The organism is Parvivirga hydrogeniphila, from assembly GCF_023371205.1.
GTDB classification, from domain to species: domain Bacteria; phylum Actinomycetota; class Coriobacteriia; order Anaerosomatales; family Anaerosomataceae; genus Parvivirga; species Parvivirga hydrogeniphila.
Map to the genome: position 1 here is coordinate 1,043,176 of NZ_JAMCCO010000001.1, position 15,758 is coordinate 1,058,933.

Sequence of the window (15,758 nt, forward strand, 5' to 3'; positions counted from 1 at the left end):
TAGAATGCTCCCGGGCGCTTCGGCGTCCGGGAGCATCGGTCTTGACGCGAGGGGAAGAGGTGCGGTGGGTCGGATCTCCGACGAAGATATCCAGCGCGTCCGGGACGCGACGGACATCGTGCAGCTCATCTCCGAGTCCGTGCTCTTGAAGCAGCGCGGACGTCTGTGGTGGGGGAACTGCCCGTTCCACCAGGAGAAGACCCCGTCGTTCAAGGTCGATCCGACAACGCAGCTCTGGCACTGCTTCGGGTGCGGTGCGGGTGGCGATGCGTTCGGGTTCGTCATGCAGTCGCAAGGGCTCGACTTCCCCGACGCAGTCCGATGGCTTGCCGAGCGTGCCCGGATCGAGATACGCGAAGAAGAAGGCGGCGCGCCGACAGGTGCCAAGGAGCGTCTCCGCAGTGCGTGCGAGGCCGCTGCGGCCTTCTACCACAGAGTCCTCACGACGGATCGCTCCACAGAAGCGCAGGCAGCTCGCGAATATCTCTCCTCGCGCGGTTTCAGCAGCGATGTCGCGAAGCGCTGGAATCTCGGATTCGCGCCGTCGAACGGACATGCGCTTGTGAGGCACCTGGGCGACCTGGGCTTCTCGCGAGACGAGCTTCTCGGCGCAGGGCTCGCTGTCGCCAACGCCGGGGAGCGGTTGAGGGATCGCTTCATCGGCCGCGTGATGTTCCCCATCGCCGATATCCACGGGCGTGTGATCGCGTTCGGCGGGAGGGTCGTGGAGCGCATCGGCGGAACAGGCCCGAAATACCTCAATTCCGCGGAGACGCCGATCTTTGTGAAAGCTGCCAACCTGTACGGCATCGACAAGGCGCGCAATCCGATCGTCGTGAGCGGCACCGCGGTCGTCGTGGAGGGATACACCGACGTCATCGCCCTGCACGAGGCGGGCATCAGCACCGCAGTAGCGACGCTCGGCACTGCGCTCGGCGAACGGCACGTGCGGCTGCTCGCCCGCTTCGCGAAGCGCATCGTCTACCTCTTCGACGGCGACGAGGCCGGCCTGCGCGCTGCTGATCGGGCGCTCGAGTTCCTGGACTGGAGCGCCACTCCAGAAGCTGGGAGGGCCCGCGTCGACTTCGCGGTGGGCATCGTGCCTGGCGGCCTCGACCCCGCGGACTTCGTTGCTGAGCGTGGAGCAGGCGCTATGCAGGCCGTGATCGATTCTGCGGTGCCACTTGTACGGTATGCCTTGGACCGTCGCATCCAGAAACACGACGTCGCGACGCCGGAGGGCAAGGCAGCTGCGCTCGCTGAGGCGGCGGACGTCTTGGCTCGCGTGGGAACGAGCATCATCGCCGAAGAGTACGCTCGATACGTGGCGGACCGGCTTCTGGTGGACCCGGTGACTGTGCTCGGAGCTCTCCGAAGCCAGCAGCGCAACAAGCGGGCAGCGGCGCCGCATGTGACACCGGACGAGTCGGAACCGCACGTGGACCGTGGAGCCGAAATGAGCCCAGCGGAGCGAGCGCTGGTCGCTCTCGTCGCGATGCATCCCCGGATCCGCCCAGCGGCACGGGAGTTGCTAGCGGAAGACATCGGCGAACAGATCGTCGGCTCCGGCACGAGACGGCTCCTGGATGCAGTCCTGGCGTCCGGAGGCGCGGATGGACCGGATCTGGTAGCACGTGTGAGAGATGCCGTCCCGGAAGCCGTGCCGATTCTGAGCGCGGTGCTTGTGGACGCTCCAGATGTGGAAGAAGTAGAATACGCATTTCACGAGATTGCCTGCAGGCTCAAGGAATCTGCCCTGGAACGTCTAATCTTGCGTAAGAAAGCGCGTCTGCGCGAGCTGGAGCCGGCGAAAGACGCCGCAGCGTACGAAGAGGCGTTCCGTGAGCTGGTGGAGATCCAACGAGCGCATGCGGCGGTGAAGCAGGTGCGCGAGCGTGGGCACGAGAAGACGGAGTGACGGCGCGTGACGGAGACCAGCAAGAAGTCGTCGAAGAAGAGCGTATCGGACGCAGGTAGACGGGAGGCGGGAGGCAAGGGCCGCTCCGTCATCCAGGCGTTGGTGGAGGCGGGCCTGAAGAAGGGCTCTCTGACTGACGAAGAGATCCAGGCCGCGCTGGCGGAGGCCGACTTCAGCGATGAGCAGGTCGAGCGTGCGTACACGGAAATCGAGAAGGCCGGCATCGAAATCGTCGAAGAGGCGGGCCCTGCAGCGGTGGTCCACGACGAGGCAGTGGTCGCAGATGACGTCCTTGACGCCGAACTGCCGGAAGGCGTGGCGGCCGTTGCCGACGTCGTGCCCAACATCGAAGGCATCGCCGCCAAGCCCGAAGCGAAGAAGGCGACCAAGAAGAACGACGCGCGGGCGAGGGCACGCAAGCGTGCGGAGGCGCACGTGAACGTGCCAGTCACCAGCGACCCGGTCCGCATGTACCTCAAGGAGATCGGCAAGGTCCCCCTCCTGACAGCTGCTCAGGAGGTGGACCTCGCGAAGAAGATCGAGGCCGGTGTCGAGGCCACGGCGAAGCTGGAAGAGGCCGAGGCCAAGGGCATCCAGCTCGATCCTGCCGAGCGTCGGCGCCTCGAGCGGCTCGAGCAGATCGGGCTCCAAGCCAAGCAGCAGCTCGTCGAGGCGAACTTGCGCCTCGTGGTCTCGATCGCCAAGCGCTACGTGGGTCGCGGGATGCTGTTCCTCGACCTCATCCAGGAGGGCAACCTCGGCTTGATCCGTGCGGTCGAGAAGTTCGACTACAGCAAGGGCTTCAAGTTCTCGACGTACGCGACGTGGTGGATCCGTCAGGCAATCACCCGTGCTATCGCTGACCAGGCGCGCACGATACGCATCCCGGTGCACATGGTCGAGACCATCAACAAGCTCATCCGCATCCAGCGGCAGCTGCTGCAGGAGCTCGGACGTGAACCAACGCCCGAGGAGATCGGCGAGCAGATGGACATGACTGCTGATCGCGTTCGCGAGATCCTCAAGATATCGCAAGAACCGGTGTCCCTCGAAACGCCGATCGGCGAAGAGGAAGACTCGCAGCTGGGCGACTTCATCGAGGACTCGGAAGCGGTGGTTCCGGCAGAGGCAGCGTCGTTCTCGATGCTGCAAGAGCAGCTCCAGCGGGTTCTGGATTCGCTCTCGGAGCGCGAACGGAAGGTCATCGAGCTTCGGTTCGGATTGGTGGACGGGCACCCGCGGACGCTCGAGGAGGTCGGCCGCGAGTTCGGCGTCACCCGCGAGCGGATCAGGCAGATCGAGAGCAAGACGCTCTCGAAGCTCCGGCATCCGTCCCGATCCTCGCGACTGCGCGATTACCTCGAGTAGCATCTTTTCAAAGAGCGGCACACGCCCGAGGGAGCGGAAACGGCGTCGATGTGGATTTCCGCTACAGTCCCAACCGGGCCGCCACATCCTCGTAATCCGGGTCCTCGGCGTAGAGCTTCTCGAGCTCGCTGCGCGCCCGCCGGCGCTGGCCGAGGTCTTCGTAAACCAAGGCGCGTTCGTACCTGAGCGCCCGGAGCAGTTCCTCGGACCGGTCCTTCTTCCGGCGCAGGGCGCCCGTCAGGGTCTCCCGCGCCGCATCCAGGAGCCCGAGCCCGCGCAGGGCCCTGGCCTTGTAGAGCAGCAGGGCAGTGTGAACCGGCGTCTCGTTCTCGATGCCTTCGGCCAACCGCACGATCTTCCGGCACGCGTTGACGCTCGCCGTCCCTGGCTCGCGCCCTTCGGGCGTGCCTCCGGCACGTCCAAATCGGCTGTCCTGCCGATTTGTGAGGATGGCCTCGACAAACAAGTCGGTGAAGATCTTTTCCGCCTGGGCAGAGTCGAGGACGTCACCGATCTTGTCGATGCGGAACTCTTCGAAGATGACCGCCAGTTTCTCCTCCAGGACCTCGCAGACACGGTGTTCCACCGAATCCTCGAACACGAAGTTGATGGCGCGCACCGTGTGGGTCTGGCCAATGCGGTCCACCCGGCCGATGCGTTGCTCCAGGCGCATCGGGTTCCAAGGAATGTCGTAGTTGATGACCACATGGCAGAACTGGAGGTGGAGCCCCTCACCACCGGCGTCCTTCGAGATGAGGATGCGGGCACCTGCCTGTGCGTGGCCGCACGCAGACAGGTCCTTGGCGAATCCATCGTGGATTCGCTTGCACTCCTCGAGTCCCATGGCGCTCCTCAAGTGCATGAGCCCCTAGCTGTCTGTCCGGGAAAGGTATGCTCGAACGAGGGCTCGAAAGAGGTTGTTATGGGCGCCTTGGTTGAGCTTGAGGTGCACCAGCTCGTGAACGATGACCTGTCGACGTAAGGCAGGTGGCTGCGTGAACAGGTCCACGTTCAGCGTGAGCCGCCCACGGGTTGAGACGCTGGCCCACTTGCGCTTCATTGGACGAATATGGATTTCTTTGATGCGCTCCTCCACGCCGATACGGCGCGCCCATGCACGGACCTCGGCCACAAGGATGTCCCGGGCTACAGCCTCCCCTATGAGCTCCTCGGGAGGTTCTGAAACCTTGTCTCTCGCGTTCTTCATTGAACAGCTCTTCTGAGCAGGGTTAGCATCTCGTCGGCCCAAACGACCACGTCCTTGACGCTGGCGGCGATCAATTCCCGATAAAGCCGCTTTCGTAACTCTCGCTCATGAGCCTCGATCACGGCCCAATGGGGGAACTCCTTGAAGGCGGGCTCCACAGAGGCCGCCAAGCGTTCGGATCCTTTGGCGTCCATCCCTTTCTGCACCCGCAACCACCAGGCCACTGCAAAGGCCTCGGGCGAGAGATCGCTTTCCTGGCGTTGCTTTTGGGCCTCCTGCAGATCGCGAACCAGCTCGGAGAGTTCTTGCAAAGCCTGCTGACTATTGAGCTGCCTCTCCTCAAAGGCGTGGCGGATGGCCTCGGCGCGTTCACCGATGGGGATCAGATGGGGCTGTTCCTTGCCCTTGGCTTCGACCAGGCGATGAAGGTCCTTGAGCAAGTTGAACACCTTGACCGTGTCGGGCTTTTCCTCCTTTATCACCGCCAAAAGCGCCCCCGCGCCGATTTCATAGGTCGCCTCCGGTTCATGCACAGCGTCGGTGGCCGTGTGTTTCTGTGCGATCTCAGCGGTCTTGCGCAGGAACGATTTGTCCACCGGAATGTGCGGTTCGTAGGCACTGCGAAGCAGCAGGTACATCGCCACGAGCGCCTGGTAATCCTCAAGGAAGGGACGCAGGAACGAATCGGGCGACAAGATCTCGTACACCTCCTCCAGCTCACGAAAGTACGCGTAGAACGCCTCCCGGCGCTCCTTGTCCCGGAAGTGTTCAAGCACCGCCTCTGCCGCCTTGTCTTCGCTTTTGCCTGATGCCAGTGGAAGGAACTCGGCCCGTCCCTGCTCCATCAGAGCCACAAAGCGATCCTTGAGCACATCGAGCTCTCTGATCACGCCCTCCACATCGCGGGAGTCGAAGGCAAGCGCACGCTCCAAATTGTCGAAAATCCCCACGAAATCTACGATGAGCCCGCTCGTCTTGCGTCGCCCTTCCTTGTCCTCGTAAGGGCGATTGACACGGGCGATGGCCTGGAGCAGCAGGTGGTCACGCATCGGCTTATCCAGGTACATGCAATACAAAATCGGTGCGTCGTAGCCGGTGAGCAGCTTTTCGGTGACGATGAGGATCTGTGGGGGCTCGTCCGGCTTACGGAATGCCTTGCGCGCCCAAGCCTCTTCGTCGTCGCTGAGATGGTAGCGCCTCAGTTCGGCCGGGTCGTTGTGCCCGCGGCTTATCACCACCCGGCTCATCTCGTCAGGCAGATAGCGGTCCAAGGCTTCCTTGTAGAGGCCGCAAGCCTCCCGGTCCACCGCCACCAAGAGGGCCTTGTAGCCCATGGATCTTACGAACTGCCGGTAGTGCTCGGCCACGAAGCGGGCGATCTGGTCCACACGGTCGCGGTTCTTGAGCATGTTCTTCAGCGTGACGGCACGGTCCAGCACCCGGTTCAGCTCCTCCACGTCGGATACGCCCTCGAGTTCCGCTGCGGCCCAGAATTCCCGCTCCATGGCCTCCCGGTCCACCACCAGGTCGTTGGGGGCCATCTGGTAGTGGAGGAGCACGGTGGTGCCGTCCTCGATGGACTCGCGAATGGAGTACTTGTCCAGGTAACCGCCGGGGTCGTCGCCGCCGAAGACCTTGAAGGTGCCCTTGCCGTGTTGGGTTTTGTCGATGGGGGTGCCGGTGAATCCTACGAAGGTGGCGTTGGGCAGGGCACCCATCAGGTAGTTGCCCAGGTCGCCGCCGGTGGAGCGATGGGCCTCGTCCACGAGCACGAAGACGTTTGGCCTCGTGCTCAGCTCTGCGTCCGCGTCGTCGAACTTGTGGATCATGGACACGATCAAGCCCCGTGTGTCCTCCCGCAGAAGCTTGCGCAGGTGGCGCTTGCTCCGGACTAGGTGCACACGGCCGAATCCCACCGCCGCCAGGTTCTGGAAGAGCTGCTGCTGCAGCTCGTTGCGGTCGACGATCATGAGGACTGTGGGGTTTTGGAAACGGGGGTCTTCCAATAACCGCTTGGCCACTGTCAGCATGGTGTAGGTCTTTCCAGACCCCTGGGTGTGCCACACCAGCCCTCGAGTCCGGTCCGGTTCCTGGGCCCTGGCCACCACCTTCTCCACCGCCCGCATCTGGTGGGGCCGCAACACGGCCTTGCTTAATTCGCCGTCTTTGCGCACGAAGAGGATGTAGTCGGTCAGGAGTCGCAGGATGCGCCGAGGGGCCACAAAGGTCTTGACCAGGGTCTCGAAGTCGCCGGCCTGCTCGTCCTTCCAGCTGAAGAGGGCCTTGCGCGAGAGGTTCCAGGTGGGGCCGTAGAAGAATTGGACCATGTGGGTAAGCGTGAAGAGCTGGGCTTGGGCCATAAGCTCCGGTCCCTGCTCGTGGTAGCGGCGAATCTGGTCAAAGGCCGCGGCGATCCCTTCGGGGCGGGTGGCGGCTTTGGTCTCCACCACCACGACCGGAATGCCGTTGACCAGCAGCACGATATCGGCACGGATGGCGGTGTGGCCCGAAACAAAGCGGAACTCGTCGGTGATGAGGAAGGAGTTGGCCTCGGGACGGTCGGGGTCGAGCAGGCGGATGTTCTTCTCGCGGCGCTCGGCCTCCACAAAGAGGGTCTTCAGCCCTTTGAGGTATTCCCAGGCTTCCTGATTGCCCTCGATGGTGGGCCGCACCCGCACCAGGCGGGCGATGACCTCCTCGGCCTTGGTGGACGAGTCCACCACACCGGGGTTGAGGCGCTGGAGCTGCTCGATGAGCGCGACCCGGAGCACCGGGCTCCCTTCCCCGCCGCGCCGCCTTAAGGCTTCTTCCGGTGGTAGGTAGGTCCAGCCCGCCTCTTCGGCGTAGCGGATGAAGGGGTTTTGCACCGCTTGGCGTTCACTGCCGAGGGACATGGTTCGTCCTCCTAGGGGCACGTTGGGGCACGGCATACCGGGCCCGTATCATCATTGTGCAACATCCGCCAGATGTCCCGCGCCATGGGGTCGTTGCCCATAGCGGCAGGGTTATACCGGTCCAGATGCCAGCGCTGTGGATTTTCCAGAATGTATTGGCGGACGGCGCCTAACGCCCGGTCATCCCGAATGATGTGTTCGTAATAATTGCGTTGCCAGACACGCGCGCCGGGTGTGCCGCGCATTTGGTTGATGCAGCGTGTGACCGCGGATTTGAACGCCCGAACAATCGTCGGAATTGAACCGGGAACGGGCTTGCCAAATTGTTCCATGGTAGGGGCACGGCGGCGCGTAGGGGCACGGTGTTTCGTAGGGGCACGGCGGCGCCGTGCCCCTACGTCATCGACGATCCAAATGATGCCGTGAATATGGTTGGGCATGACCACAAATTCGTCGGGGAACAATTCCATTTCGGTGCGGATCTCCGCGGAACGGAACCATTCTTCCCCACGATTCCGCCCCATTCGTTCAACACCATTTCCCCATCCACCACGCGGCCAAAGAGGGGCACGCGTTCGTGGGTGCAAATCGTCACGAAATACGCACCCGGTTGGGTGTAATCGTACCCCTTCAACCGAATGGGACGGCGATGGCGGCGTTCGGGGTTATACCGTGACATGTTCTTCCTCAACGAATCGTTTTACAAACTCCGCCGGCAATCGCACTTTCGCCGTCATCAGGTGGTGCAGCAGCGCCTTGAAGAGCCTCTCCAGCGCCTCCTTGCGCCTTTCTTCGGCCTGGATCTTTTCGTCCACCGCGCGCAGGATGCAGGCGATTTCCTGCTGTTCGGGGATAGGGGGGAGGGGGAGGGGGAGTATTTGTAGCTTGCGTTTATTCAGAGTTTTACCTTTCACGTATGCGTCGAGCAGAGCATCGTAATCGATGCTTTGTAGCAAAAAGAAGAGAAAGTCCTTTACTGCCCGTGCTTCCTCGGGAAAAATGGACGCGATGGCTTCGTTATGAACTGCTGGAATACCGAGAATTCCTACTTTCCCGATAGTTAGCTTAAAGCTCAACAGCAAAGTGTCTTCCGGCACGAAGGTATTGCCAAAGACTTCGTCGAAGGCTTCTTGCGAAATTTTCTCTTTAGTATCCTTTATGATGCCATTATTCAAGTCAGAAATAGAGACCCAAGGAAATTCGCCTTGTTGCCAGTATCTTTTTTCTTTTCTTGCAGGTGTCCGTCCTAACTTTAGTTGTGCCACCTCCTCCAACCTCACCACCTGCCAGTGCGCTGGGATGGGGCCGATTTCGGTCTCCTGCAGGGGGACTTGGTCGGCCTGGTCCACGGGGACGGGGCCGTAGGTGAAGAGGTGGCGCATGAGGCTCTTTTTCAGCTCCCGCGCGGCGGCGATGACCCGCTCGGTAGCCTCCTTCGCCTCCTGCACCGTGCGCAAAACATGGGCAATGGCGCGCTGTTCAGGGAGCGGGGGGAGGGGGATGGGGGCTTGGCTGAGCGCTTTCCATGATGTGCGCGGATGGTTCACACCTGTAGTGGTTGTAATGGCATGTTGTAGAACGAAAGTGGAGTGCATCCAAGAGGCCATGAAGTAACAATCCGACTTCTTTGGTATCAAGACAAGGATGTCGGTTGAGCATACCCCTTCCCATTCAGCAATGGCAGATTTATCGAGGTATGGGCGTAGCTTTCCATACAATACATCACCAGGTTTGAAAACAGCCTTTGCACTTTTGGTCTCATGTGCCGCTCCATAGCGCCGAATCCTGATTTCGCCTGAGTCTAAATGTTCAAGACCCACATATCGAGCATTAGGCGCATCTGAGGGCGAAATCGTACCCTTACGCAAAGCCGCCACCTCCCCCAACCGCACCACCCGCCAGTGCGCCGGCAGGGGGCCAAGTTCGGTCATGGGGTAGCCGTCGGGCAGGGGCGTGCCCGTGTCGGCTGCCCCTGGCTTGTGCTGTTTCTGGGATTCTAACTTGTGCTCCAGCGAAGTCATGGCAAATATTCCTTCCGAAGCGTCTTCAGGTCCCCAAGGCACTGCTTGAGATCCCCGGGAGGAGGCACCTGATGGTCATGAGATCCCGGGTTTAGGCGCCTGCCGACGACGCGCAGCTTAGCGGGGTGTGACGAGTCCTTCGTTAGCAGTGGCTCAACGTCGGGGATCAGCTGGCCCAGCGTCTTGCCATCATAGTCGCTGACAGCTGCGGACAAGTCCCCTTTGTTTTGGCGCTTCTCGACCAGCTTCAGCTTGCAAAATCGCTCGGCAGCGTCCCGCAACCTCTGAGCGCCGATCTTGCGGATATCTGGATTTGGATTCGAGACGTACGGAGCGGCGCGCGCAAGCATGGCATCAAGCGTATCGCTTCGGTTCTCGATGATTGCACCTTTGGCCGGATCGTGCAGACTCATGATAAAGGTGTCCAAGTCCAAATGCTTGTATCGTTCCTGGACGTCTTTCCACATGCGTTCATCATGGGTGAGAAGGATCACCTGAATTCCGGAATGGTTCAGCTCAGCAAGAACCCGGTCGATGAAGAAGGCCCGGTGTTCCTCGTCGCTGGCGGGAACGGGATCATCGAGGACCACAAAGCCCGTTCCCTCCCGAACACCGCGCGCGAGGAAGGCGGCGAGCCCGAGGCAGTTGAGCTGCGAGTCGCTGAAAACGGCGACCGCATCGCGCAATACGCCCTGTGAATCTGCGGCGCCCGGATGGCCGAGACGCGCTTTCAGGTCGACGAATCGCCTGCCGGTGCCACCGCGTTCGACGCCGTGGAAGGATGTGAGTTCATCCGGCCTGAGAAGGTTCCACCAGCGAAGGATCTCCTGGCCGAGCTCTGAGAACTTGTCGTCCAGCACTTTGGCCTTAGCCCGGTCGATCTCCCGGATGGCCTCATCAACGTCGTGGTGGACTGCTCGATAGGCAGCCCGCTCGATAAACCAGTCGAGCAGGGATTCGCGGCTTTCACAGAGGTCGATGACATCCTGCCAACCTTCCGTGCCTGACCGGCGATCGACTTCCTGCTTCAAGGTAACAACAAAAGGTTCGATGGCATTTTGGTAGCTATCTAAGGCCTTGTCGAACTGCTCGGCAGCGTGGAACAGCTGCGTGACCTTCTGGTTCAGCTTCTCGATCTTGGCTTCGTCGAGATCCTCAAGTCGCAGAGAGTCCAACATCACCTGGAGGGCATTGGCCTTTTCCTGCACGCTTTCCCGTGCTTGTTTGAGGCCGGCAAGGGCTTCTTCCCATGGCGGCACCACAGCCTCGGCACGGTCGGCGAGAAGTTCTTCCAGGGCTTGCTTGTGGCGAGACCAATCCTGCTCCTGCCAGCTCATGGCCGAAGGGCAAGCGGCCTTTGCCTCGCGGATTGCGTTCTGCGCTACCGTGCGGAGGTTGTTCAAAACCCGATTAGCTTCTTGTCGGTGGCTTGCAAACTGAGCGTTTGTTTCGACCTTCTCCCGGATTACCCTGACCCGCTCAGGCGTAAGCGCTTGCGGTGTTTCGCAGATCGGGCAATCGACCGCCTCTTTGGCTGAAGCGATCTCGGGCAGGTTGAGCACCTCCTGAAACAGCCGCAGGAGTCGGGCTACTTCTTTGTCTACGGCACCCTTCGCGCGAAGGAATGCTTCGAGGGTGGGTTGAACCTCGGGTCGCACCCCCCATGAAGGGTGATTTCGGGGCGGGATGTCATCCATGGGGAAGGTCCGCGCACGCTGGTGACCCAAGAGGTCCTTGGCCGCAGCAAGCCGCGCATCGAACCCGTCCGGCACATCGCCGTGGTCAGCCAGAACTCGCGCAAGTGCTTCGCGCAGCGCTTCTTCTACGGCTTCTCTTGTCGGCTGAACGCTTTCGAGGGACGCCAGGTCGCTACCAAATGTGGGATGCGATCGGCAACGTTCGTAAAGGGCCGATACCTCACTAACCGGCTCGGCAAGGCGATTTCTTGCCTGGGCGATCGCGTCCCGTATCTCCTCGAGATCCGAGACTTCCAGAAGCGCTTTGAAGTACTCGGAACGCTTCTGCGGTTCGGTGGAGACGACATATCGCAAGGTGTGGGGCATGAGCACCGGGGCTTCAAGCGGCGGTTGCGAAAGGCGGATGCCAATGGCTTGCAAGTCGTCGGCAGGCTTTCCGTCCACCTTCAAGTCGCTCTGACAGGGATCCCTACCTGTGTAGTCGCGCACGAGGCGACGCTCGACTCGATGCGTATGACCTTGTGTATCCTCGACTTGGGCGGCTACAAAGATTTCTTCGCCTTGAGGAAGACGGGCGTTCCGTAAAGCTTCGGCAAACTCACGCTTGGCACTGGCGACCATTTCACGGCGTACCGTCTTGCCCGTTAGCAGGAATTCGATGGCCTCGGCAAGACTCGTCTTGCCCTGGCTGTTCGGAGCCCAGATGACGGCCATCGGCCCGCCAAATTGGAGGGATTGGACCTGTGCGCCGTAGGCTCGGAAGCCCTTGATCTCAAGATTTCTGATCTTTGGCATCCTTCAACTCCTGCACCCTTTTTTCCAAGCGCGCCCTGAGTTCTTCATCGAGAACCCTAGACCAATCTTGTCTGTCGGCTTTCCTCAGCTGATCGACAAGCTCGTGGGCGAGGCTGTCGTGGGAGAGTTTTTCAAGCAGAAGATCGATGTTCCCGGTCACGACTGATTACCCTTCAAAACCAATCCCAGCGTCCGTAGCACCCTATGCAATTCCCTGTCTGCCTCAGCGCGCTCCTCTTCGGCCTCCCGCAGCAGCACCACCGCCTCCTCCAGGGGCAGGACCTCCTCCTGGTCGTTCGTGGCCACGTAGCGGCTGGGCGAAAGGTTGTAGTCATTGCGCGCTGCCTCCTCCTTGCTGATGAGAGCCGAGATGCCTTCCTCGGCCCTCCAGTCGTGATAAAGGCCGGCGATTTTTTCCACGTGGTCGTCGGTCAGGTAGTTCTTGGGGCGCCCCTTGGCGAAGAGTTTGGAGGCGTTGATGAGCATGACCTGGCCCGAATGCTTCTTCTTCCTGTTGATTACCAGAATGATGCCGGGTGCGGTGGTGTTGTAAAACAGGTTCTCGGGAAGCAACAGCACAGCTTCGATGAGGTCGCGCTCCACAAAAGCCTTGCGGATGTCGCGCTCGCGGTTACTGCCCTGGTTGCCGCTCCCCCGACTGACCGCGCCGGTGTCCAGCACCACGGCCATGCGCCCCCGGTCGTTCAGGGAGGCCAGCATGTGCTGGAGCCAGGCCCAGTCGGCGCTGGAGGCGGGCGGAACGCCGAAGGAAAAGCGCTCGTAAGGGTCGTTTTCATAAAGCTCGGTGGGGAAGTTCTGGTTCCACATGGGATTGGCCACCACGAGGTCAAAGGTCAGAAGCCGACCTGCCGTCTCTTTGAAAGCGGGCTGGCGCATGGTGTCGCCCAGGCGGATATCGGCCTCCATATCGTGGATGACGGCGTTCATGCGGGCCATGGCGAAGGTGGCGGAGTTGATCTCCTGGCCGTAAAGGCGCAGGGGCGCGTGTTCGGGCGGCAGGCGACGGGGGCCGTTTTGCTGCACCCCGTGGGTTTCCAGCAGGCGCAGGTGGCACTTGATGAGCAAACCACCGGAGCCGCAGGTGGGGTCGTAAACGGTCCTACCGGGCTCGGGATCCAGAATATGGGCCATAAGGATGGCCACCTCGCGCGGGGTGTAGAACTCTCCTGCGCTTTTCCCCTGCCCCTCGGCGAACTTACGCAGCAGGTACTCATAGGCGCGGCCAAGGATGTCCGGCTCCACGTCGTGGAGCCCCAGCCGATGGCGCGAGAGCACGTCCACGAGCCTGGCGAGGTACTCATCGGTTACGAGGCGCTGACCGGCAGTGGTGGCGTTGAAGTCCACAATGTCGATGACACCCTGCAGGCGTGGGTTCTCCCTTGCTACGGCTCTCACCGCGTCGGTGAGGAACTGGCCGAGCCCGGCCTGTCCGTGTCTACGAACGGACGGCCAGCGTGCGTTTTCGGGAATGTAGAAGCGAACCGAGCCGCGGCTACTCGCAATGATCCCCCGCCCCCGCTCCTCCTCCACGATGCGTGCTGCGACATCCCGGCTCCCGTATTCGTCGGCCAGGCGCTCAAGCTCGTCCTCGAACACATCGGATAGCCGTTTCAGAAAGACCAGCGGCAAGATGTAGTCCTTAAACTTCGGCGCTTCCACCGGCCCGCGAATGGCACAGGCCGCGTCCCACAACCAAGTCTCAAGCGTCGTAATGTCAAGCGGCATAGGGCAGTCCCTCCTTAGCTATCGTTCTAGAAAGGTCGGACGTTGGTGCGGGGACTTCGCGGATCTCGCTTTGGTTTGTCTCCTTCTTCTTGTGTAAGCTCTCGGCGCGCTTCTCCATGAGCTCGTCGAAGTCGTCGGTCTTCTTGAGCAGACGCTCGGCCATCTCGTCGGAGATGACATAGGTGCTGACCAGCTGGCGGTCAGCAGCGGCCTCATCGGCATCCCGTAGCTGGACTACGGACTCGATGGGCTCGAACTGGATCAGGTCACGGTATTTCACTGACGTATACGTCCGTTGATTCACGCAGAGGCCACCTAGGGCACCTCTTCGAAGAAGTCACGATCCAACGATTTCAGCTCATAGACAGCTTTTACGGTCACGCCCAAATTGTGCTCGAGCATGAGCCGAGCGAGCTCTTCACCATCGATGAGGACTACCGTCGGATCCAGATGCCGGACGTAGTCCTGCGCATCCCTCGAGAAACTGGAAGTCGTAAAGAAGACCCCCTTCCTGGCTCTCTTTCCGTGTAACGCTCCTACAAATCGCTGAATCTCCGGACGCCCAACAGGGTTGTCCCACTTTTTTGCCTGGATGTAGATCACATCAAGCCCCAGCTTGTCTTCATAGATGACCCCGTCGATCCCCTCATCACCACTGCTTCCAATGACATCGGCTGCCTTCATCGATCGAGCGCCATACCCCATTTTCGTCAGAAGCCGCACGACCAATTGCTCGAAAAAAGCTGGGGAGACTTGACGAATTGTCTTCTTTAGCTCCTCGACCAGCATTTCTTGGTGATTGGAAAACGCCAGTTCTATCTCTTCAACAGGGTCCATATCGCCGCTTGCCTTTTCGTTCCTTTCATCTGTCCGGTGGCGGCTGGCATTCATGAATTCTCTGAATTCGCTGAACTGCATGAGGAACTGAACATCGATATGCCCAGGGCTCTGGGCGAGAACCTCCTTCCCTCGGTAAGTGATACGCACCGTTCCTCGACGTGGACTCTCCAGCAAACCTGCCTTCTTAAGGTAGGTCCGAGCCCATCCGACGCGGTTATCGAACACCGGCTGTTGACCTGAAGGAAGAAGCTGGCTACGTTCCTCGCTGGTCAAACCGAATTGCGCTGCAAGCTTCTCGATGCACTGACGAATGCCATGTTCTTCACCATCCCTTAGTAGGTTCAGCAGCGGTAGCATCAAGGTCTGATAATCCGGGATGCTCATTTCCATGCCTCCAAAACGGGGAACTCTAAATCTCGAATGGGGTACCGCCGATATTCGGGGTGACTGGGCCCGGCATAGGTCAGGTAACCATCTACAATGGTCCCGTTCCAGGCGGCCACGACCGTCTTGTTCCGGGGCAATCCCTGAAGCAGACGCAAAGGATCCTGCTGTAACGCCCTCGCCGACACCTCCTTGAGCGCGGACGCCTTCCCGCTTCCCGCTGGGCCCACCATCAGGATCAGGCGGTGATAGAGGGAGCACACCTCGCCGATCTTTCGCAGGACCTGATTCGCCAAGGGCTCCGCCATTACTCGTTTCCTCCGTCTTTGACTCGGTCCTTCCCTGGCCCGCGCCATTCGGGCGTACCTTCGGTGCGTCCAAATCGGCTGTCCTGCCGATTTGTCGTATCGCCGAGCGTCTCTTCCAACCAGCGGTCAATGGCTTCCTTGCGGAAGCGCCAATGGCGGCCAATCTTCTGGCACGGGACTTTGCCTTCCCGAACGAGCTTGTAGAGCGTGGTCTTGGGAATCTTCAGATACATTACCAAAAGCAAAGACCCCACCGGGTCATCCCGACGGGGTCTCGCGCAAATCAAGAACCGCCAGAGTTGGCGGATTGCAATCTGGCTCCTCAGGTAGGACTCGAACCTACAACCCTCCGGTTAACAGCCGGATGCTCTGCCGATTGAGCTACTGAGGAACGGCGCACCGGATTATACGGAAGCCGTATTGCAGCTGCAACTCATGGCTGCGCAGCGGCGCTACCTTGCCGCCCGCGTTGCGGTACAATCGGTGTCCGCCGGCCGGGCCCGTAGCTCAACGGTGGAGCAGGGGACTCATAATCCCTTGGTTGCAGGTTCGAATCCTGCCGGGCCCACCAGTGCGGCAG

Annotated in this window: 11 protein-coding genes, 2 tRNA genes and 3 pseudogenes; 3 read left to right on the plus strand and 13 right to left on the minus strand. The window is 60.8% G+C overall.

Annotation, left to right across the window (positions count from 1 at the left end; genetic code table 11):
• Positions 1–64: 64 nt before the first annotated feature.
• Complete coding sequence (gene dnaG / locus MX659_RS05315; protein WP_267192404.1) at positions 65–1,918, plus strand: DNA primase; 1,854 nt, start codon at positions 65–67, stop codon at positions 1,916–1,918.
• Positions 1,919–1,924: 6 nt separating this feature from the next.
• On the plus strand, positions 1,925–3,286 hold the full coding sequence (gene rpoD, locus MX659_RS05320; RefSeq protein WP_323745473.1) for an RNA polymerase sigma factor RpoD: 1,362 nt from the start codon (positions 1,925–1,927) through the stop codon (positions 3,284–3,286).
• Positions 3,287–3,731: 445 nt separating this feature from the next.
• Here the strand turns inward: rpoD and MX659_RS09200 are convergent.
• The 13 genes and pseudogenes from MX659_RS09200 to MX659_RS05385 form a co-directional block, all read right to left on the minus strand.
• Positions 3,732–4,142, minus strand: a pseudogene (locus MX659_RS09200) (helicase-related protein); the annotation flags it as partial.
• Between the two features lie 12 nt (positions 4,143–4,154).
• Positions 4,155–4,493 (minus strand): M48 metallopeptidase family protein, encoded by a 339-nt coding sequence (locus tag MX659_RS05330; protein WP_267192405.1) that lies wholly within the window; start codon positions 4,491–4,493, stop codon positions 4,155–4,157.
• Positions 4,490–7,387 carry a type I restriction endonuclease subunit R gene (locus tag MX659_RS05335; protein WP_267192406.1) on the minus strand — a complete coding sequence of 966 codons (2,898 nt, stop codon included), beginning with the start codon at positions 7,385–7,387 and terminating at the stop codon, positions 4,490–4,492. Before MX659_RS05335 ends, MX659_RS05330 begins: the two co-directional genes overlap by 4 nt.
• A gap of 11 nt (positions 7,388–7,398) precedes the next feature.
• Positions 7,399–8,066 (minus strand): annotated as a pseudogene (locus tag MX659_RS05340) (transposase).
• Positions 8,053–9,408 (minus strand): restriction endonuclease subunit S, encoded by a 1,356-nt coding sequence (locus MX659_RS05345; RefSeq protein ID WP_267192407.1) that lies wholly within the window; start codon positions 9,406–9,408, stop codon positions 8,053–8,055. Before MX659_RS05345 ends, MX659_RS05340 begins: the two are co-directional and overlap by 14 nt.
• The gene (locus tag MX659_RS05350; RefSeq protein ID WP_267192408.1) at positions 9,405–11,900 is read right to left on the minus strand and encodes an AAA family ATPase; all 2,496 of its coding nucleotides are present in this window, start codon (positions 11,898–11,900) and stop codon (positions 9,405–9,407) included. Before MX659_RS05350 ends, MX659_RS05345 begins: the two co-directional genes overlap by 4 nt.
• On the minus strand, positions 11,878–12,060 hold the full coding sequence (locus tag MX659_RS05355) for a hypothetical protein (protein ID WP_267192409.1): 183 nt from the start codon (positions 12,058–12,060) through the stop codon (positions 11,878–11,880). Before MX659_RS05355 ends, MX659_RS05350 begins: the two co-directional genes overlap by 23 nt.
• Entirely contained in the window at positions 12,057–13,646 is a 1,590-nt protein-coding gene (locus MX659_RS05360) for a type I restriction-modification system subunit M (RefSeq protein ID WP_267192410.1), read from the minus strand. Before MX659_RS05360 ends, MX659_RS05355 begins: the two co-directional genes overlap by 4 nt.
• Before the next feature lie 148 nt (positions 13,647–13,794).
• Positions 13,795–13,926 (minus strand): annotated as a pseudogene (locus MX659_RS09205) (DUF6079 family protein); the annotation flags it as partial.
• Between the two features lie 35 nt (positions 13,927–13,961).
• Entirely contained in the window at positions 13,962–14,870 is a 909-nt protein-coding gene (locus MX659_RS05370; protein WP_267192411.1) for a restriction endonuclease, read from the minus strand.
• A complete protein-coding gene (gene brxF, locus MX659_RS09210; protein ID WP_407674457.1) occupies positions 14,867–15,226 on the minus strand; it encodes a BREX-3 system P-loop-containing protein BrxF in 360 nt (119 codons plus the stop codon). The genes MX659_RS05370 and brxF overlap by 4 nt, the downstream gene beginning before the upstream one ends.
• On the minus strand, positions 15,178–15,411 hold the full coding sequence (locus MX659_RS09215; protein ID WP_407674458.1) for a helix-turn-helix domain-containing protein: 234 nt from the start codon (positions 15,409–15,411) through the stop codon (positions 15,178–15,180). Before MX659_RS09215 ends, brxF begins: the two co-directional genes overlap by 49 nt.
• 82 nt (positions 15,412–15,493) lie before the next feature.
• Positions 15,494–15,569 (minus strand) — tRNA-Asn (locus MX659_RS05385).
• Between the two features lie 105 nt (positions 15,570–15,674).
• On the opposite strand from MX659_RS05385, the gene MX659_RS05390 reads away from it, so the two are divergent.
• Positions 15,675–15,749, plus strand: a tRNA-Ile gene (locus MX659_RS05390).
• The last annotated feature ends 9 nt before the right edge of the window (positions 15,750–15,758 follow it).

Bases quoted from the DNA above. Each gene is read 5' to 3' on its own strand.
- MX659_RS05345 (WP_267192407.1), bottom strand. From the start codon at position 9,408: ATGACTTCGCTGGAGCACAAGTTAGAATCCCAGAAACAGCACAAGCCA.
- MX659_RS05370 (WP_267192411.1), bottom strand. From the start codon at position 14,870: ATGAGCATCCCGGATTATCAGACCTTGATGCTACCGCTGCTGAACCTA.
- MX659_RS05335 (WP_267192406.1), bottom strand. From the start codon at position 7,387: ATGTCCCTCGGCAGTGAACGCCAAGCGGTGCAAAACCCCTTCATCCGC.
- MX659_RS05350 (WP_267192408.1), bottom strand. From the start codon at position 11,900: ATGCCAAAGATCAGAAATCTTGAGATCAAGGGCTTCCGAGCCTACGGC.
- MX659_RS05360 (WP_267192410.1), bottom strand. From the start codon at position 13,646: ATGCCGCTTGACATTACGACGCTTGAGACTTGGTTGTGGGACGCGGCC.
- MX659_RS05330 (WP_267192405.1), bottom strand. From the start codon at position 4,493: ATGAAGAACGCGAGAGACAAGGTTTCAGAACCTCCCGAGGAGCTCATA.
- brxF (WP_407674457.1), bottom strand. From the start codon at position 15,226: ATGGCGCGGGCCAGGGAAGGACCGAGTCAAAGACGGAGGAAACGAGTA.
- MX659_RS09215 (WP_407674458.1), bottom strand. From the start codon at position 15,411: ATGTATCTGAAGATTCCCAAGACCACGCTCTACAAGCTCGTTCGGGAA.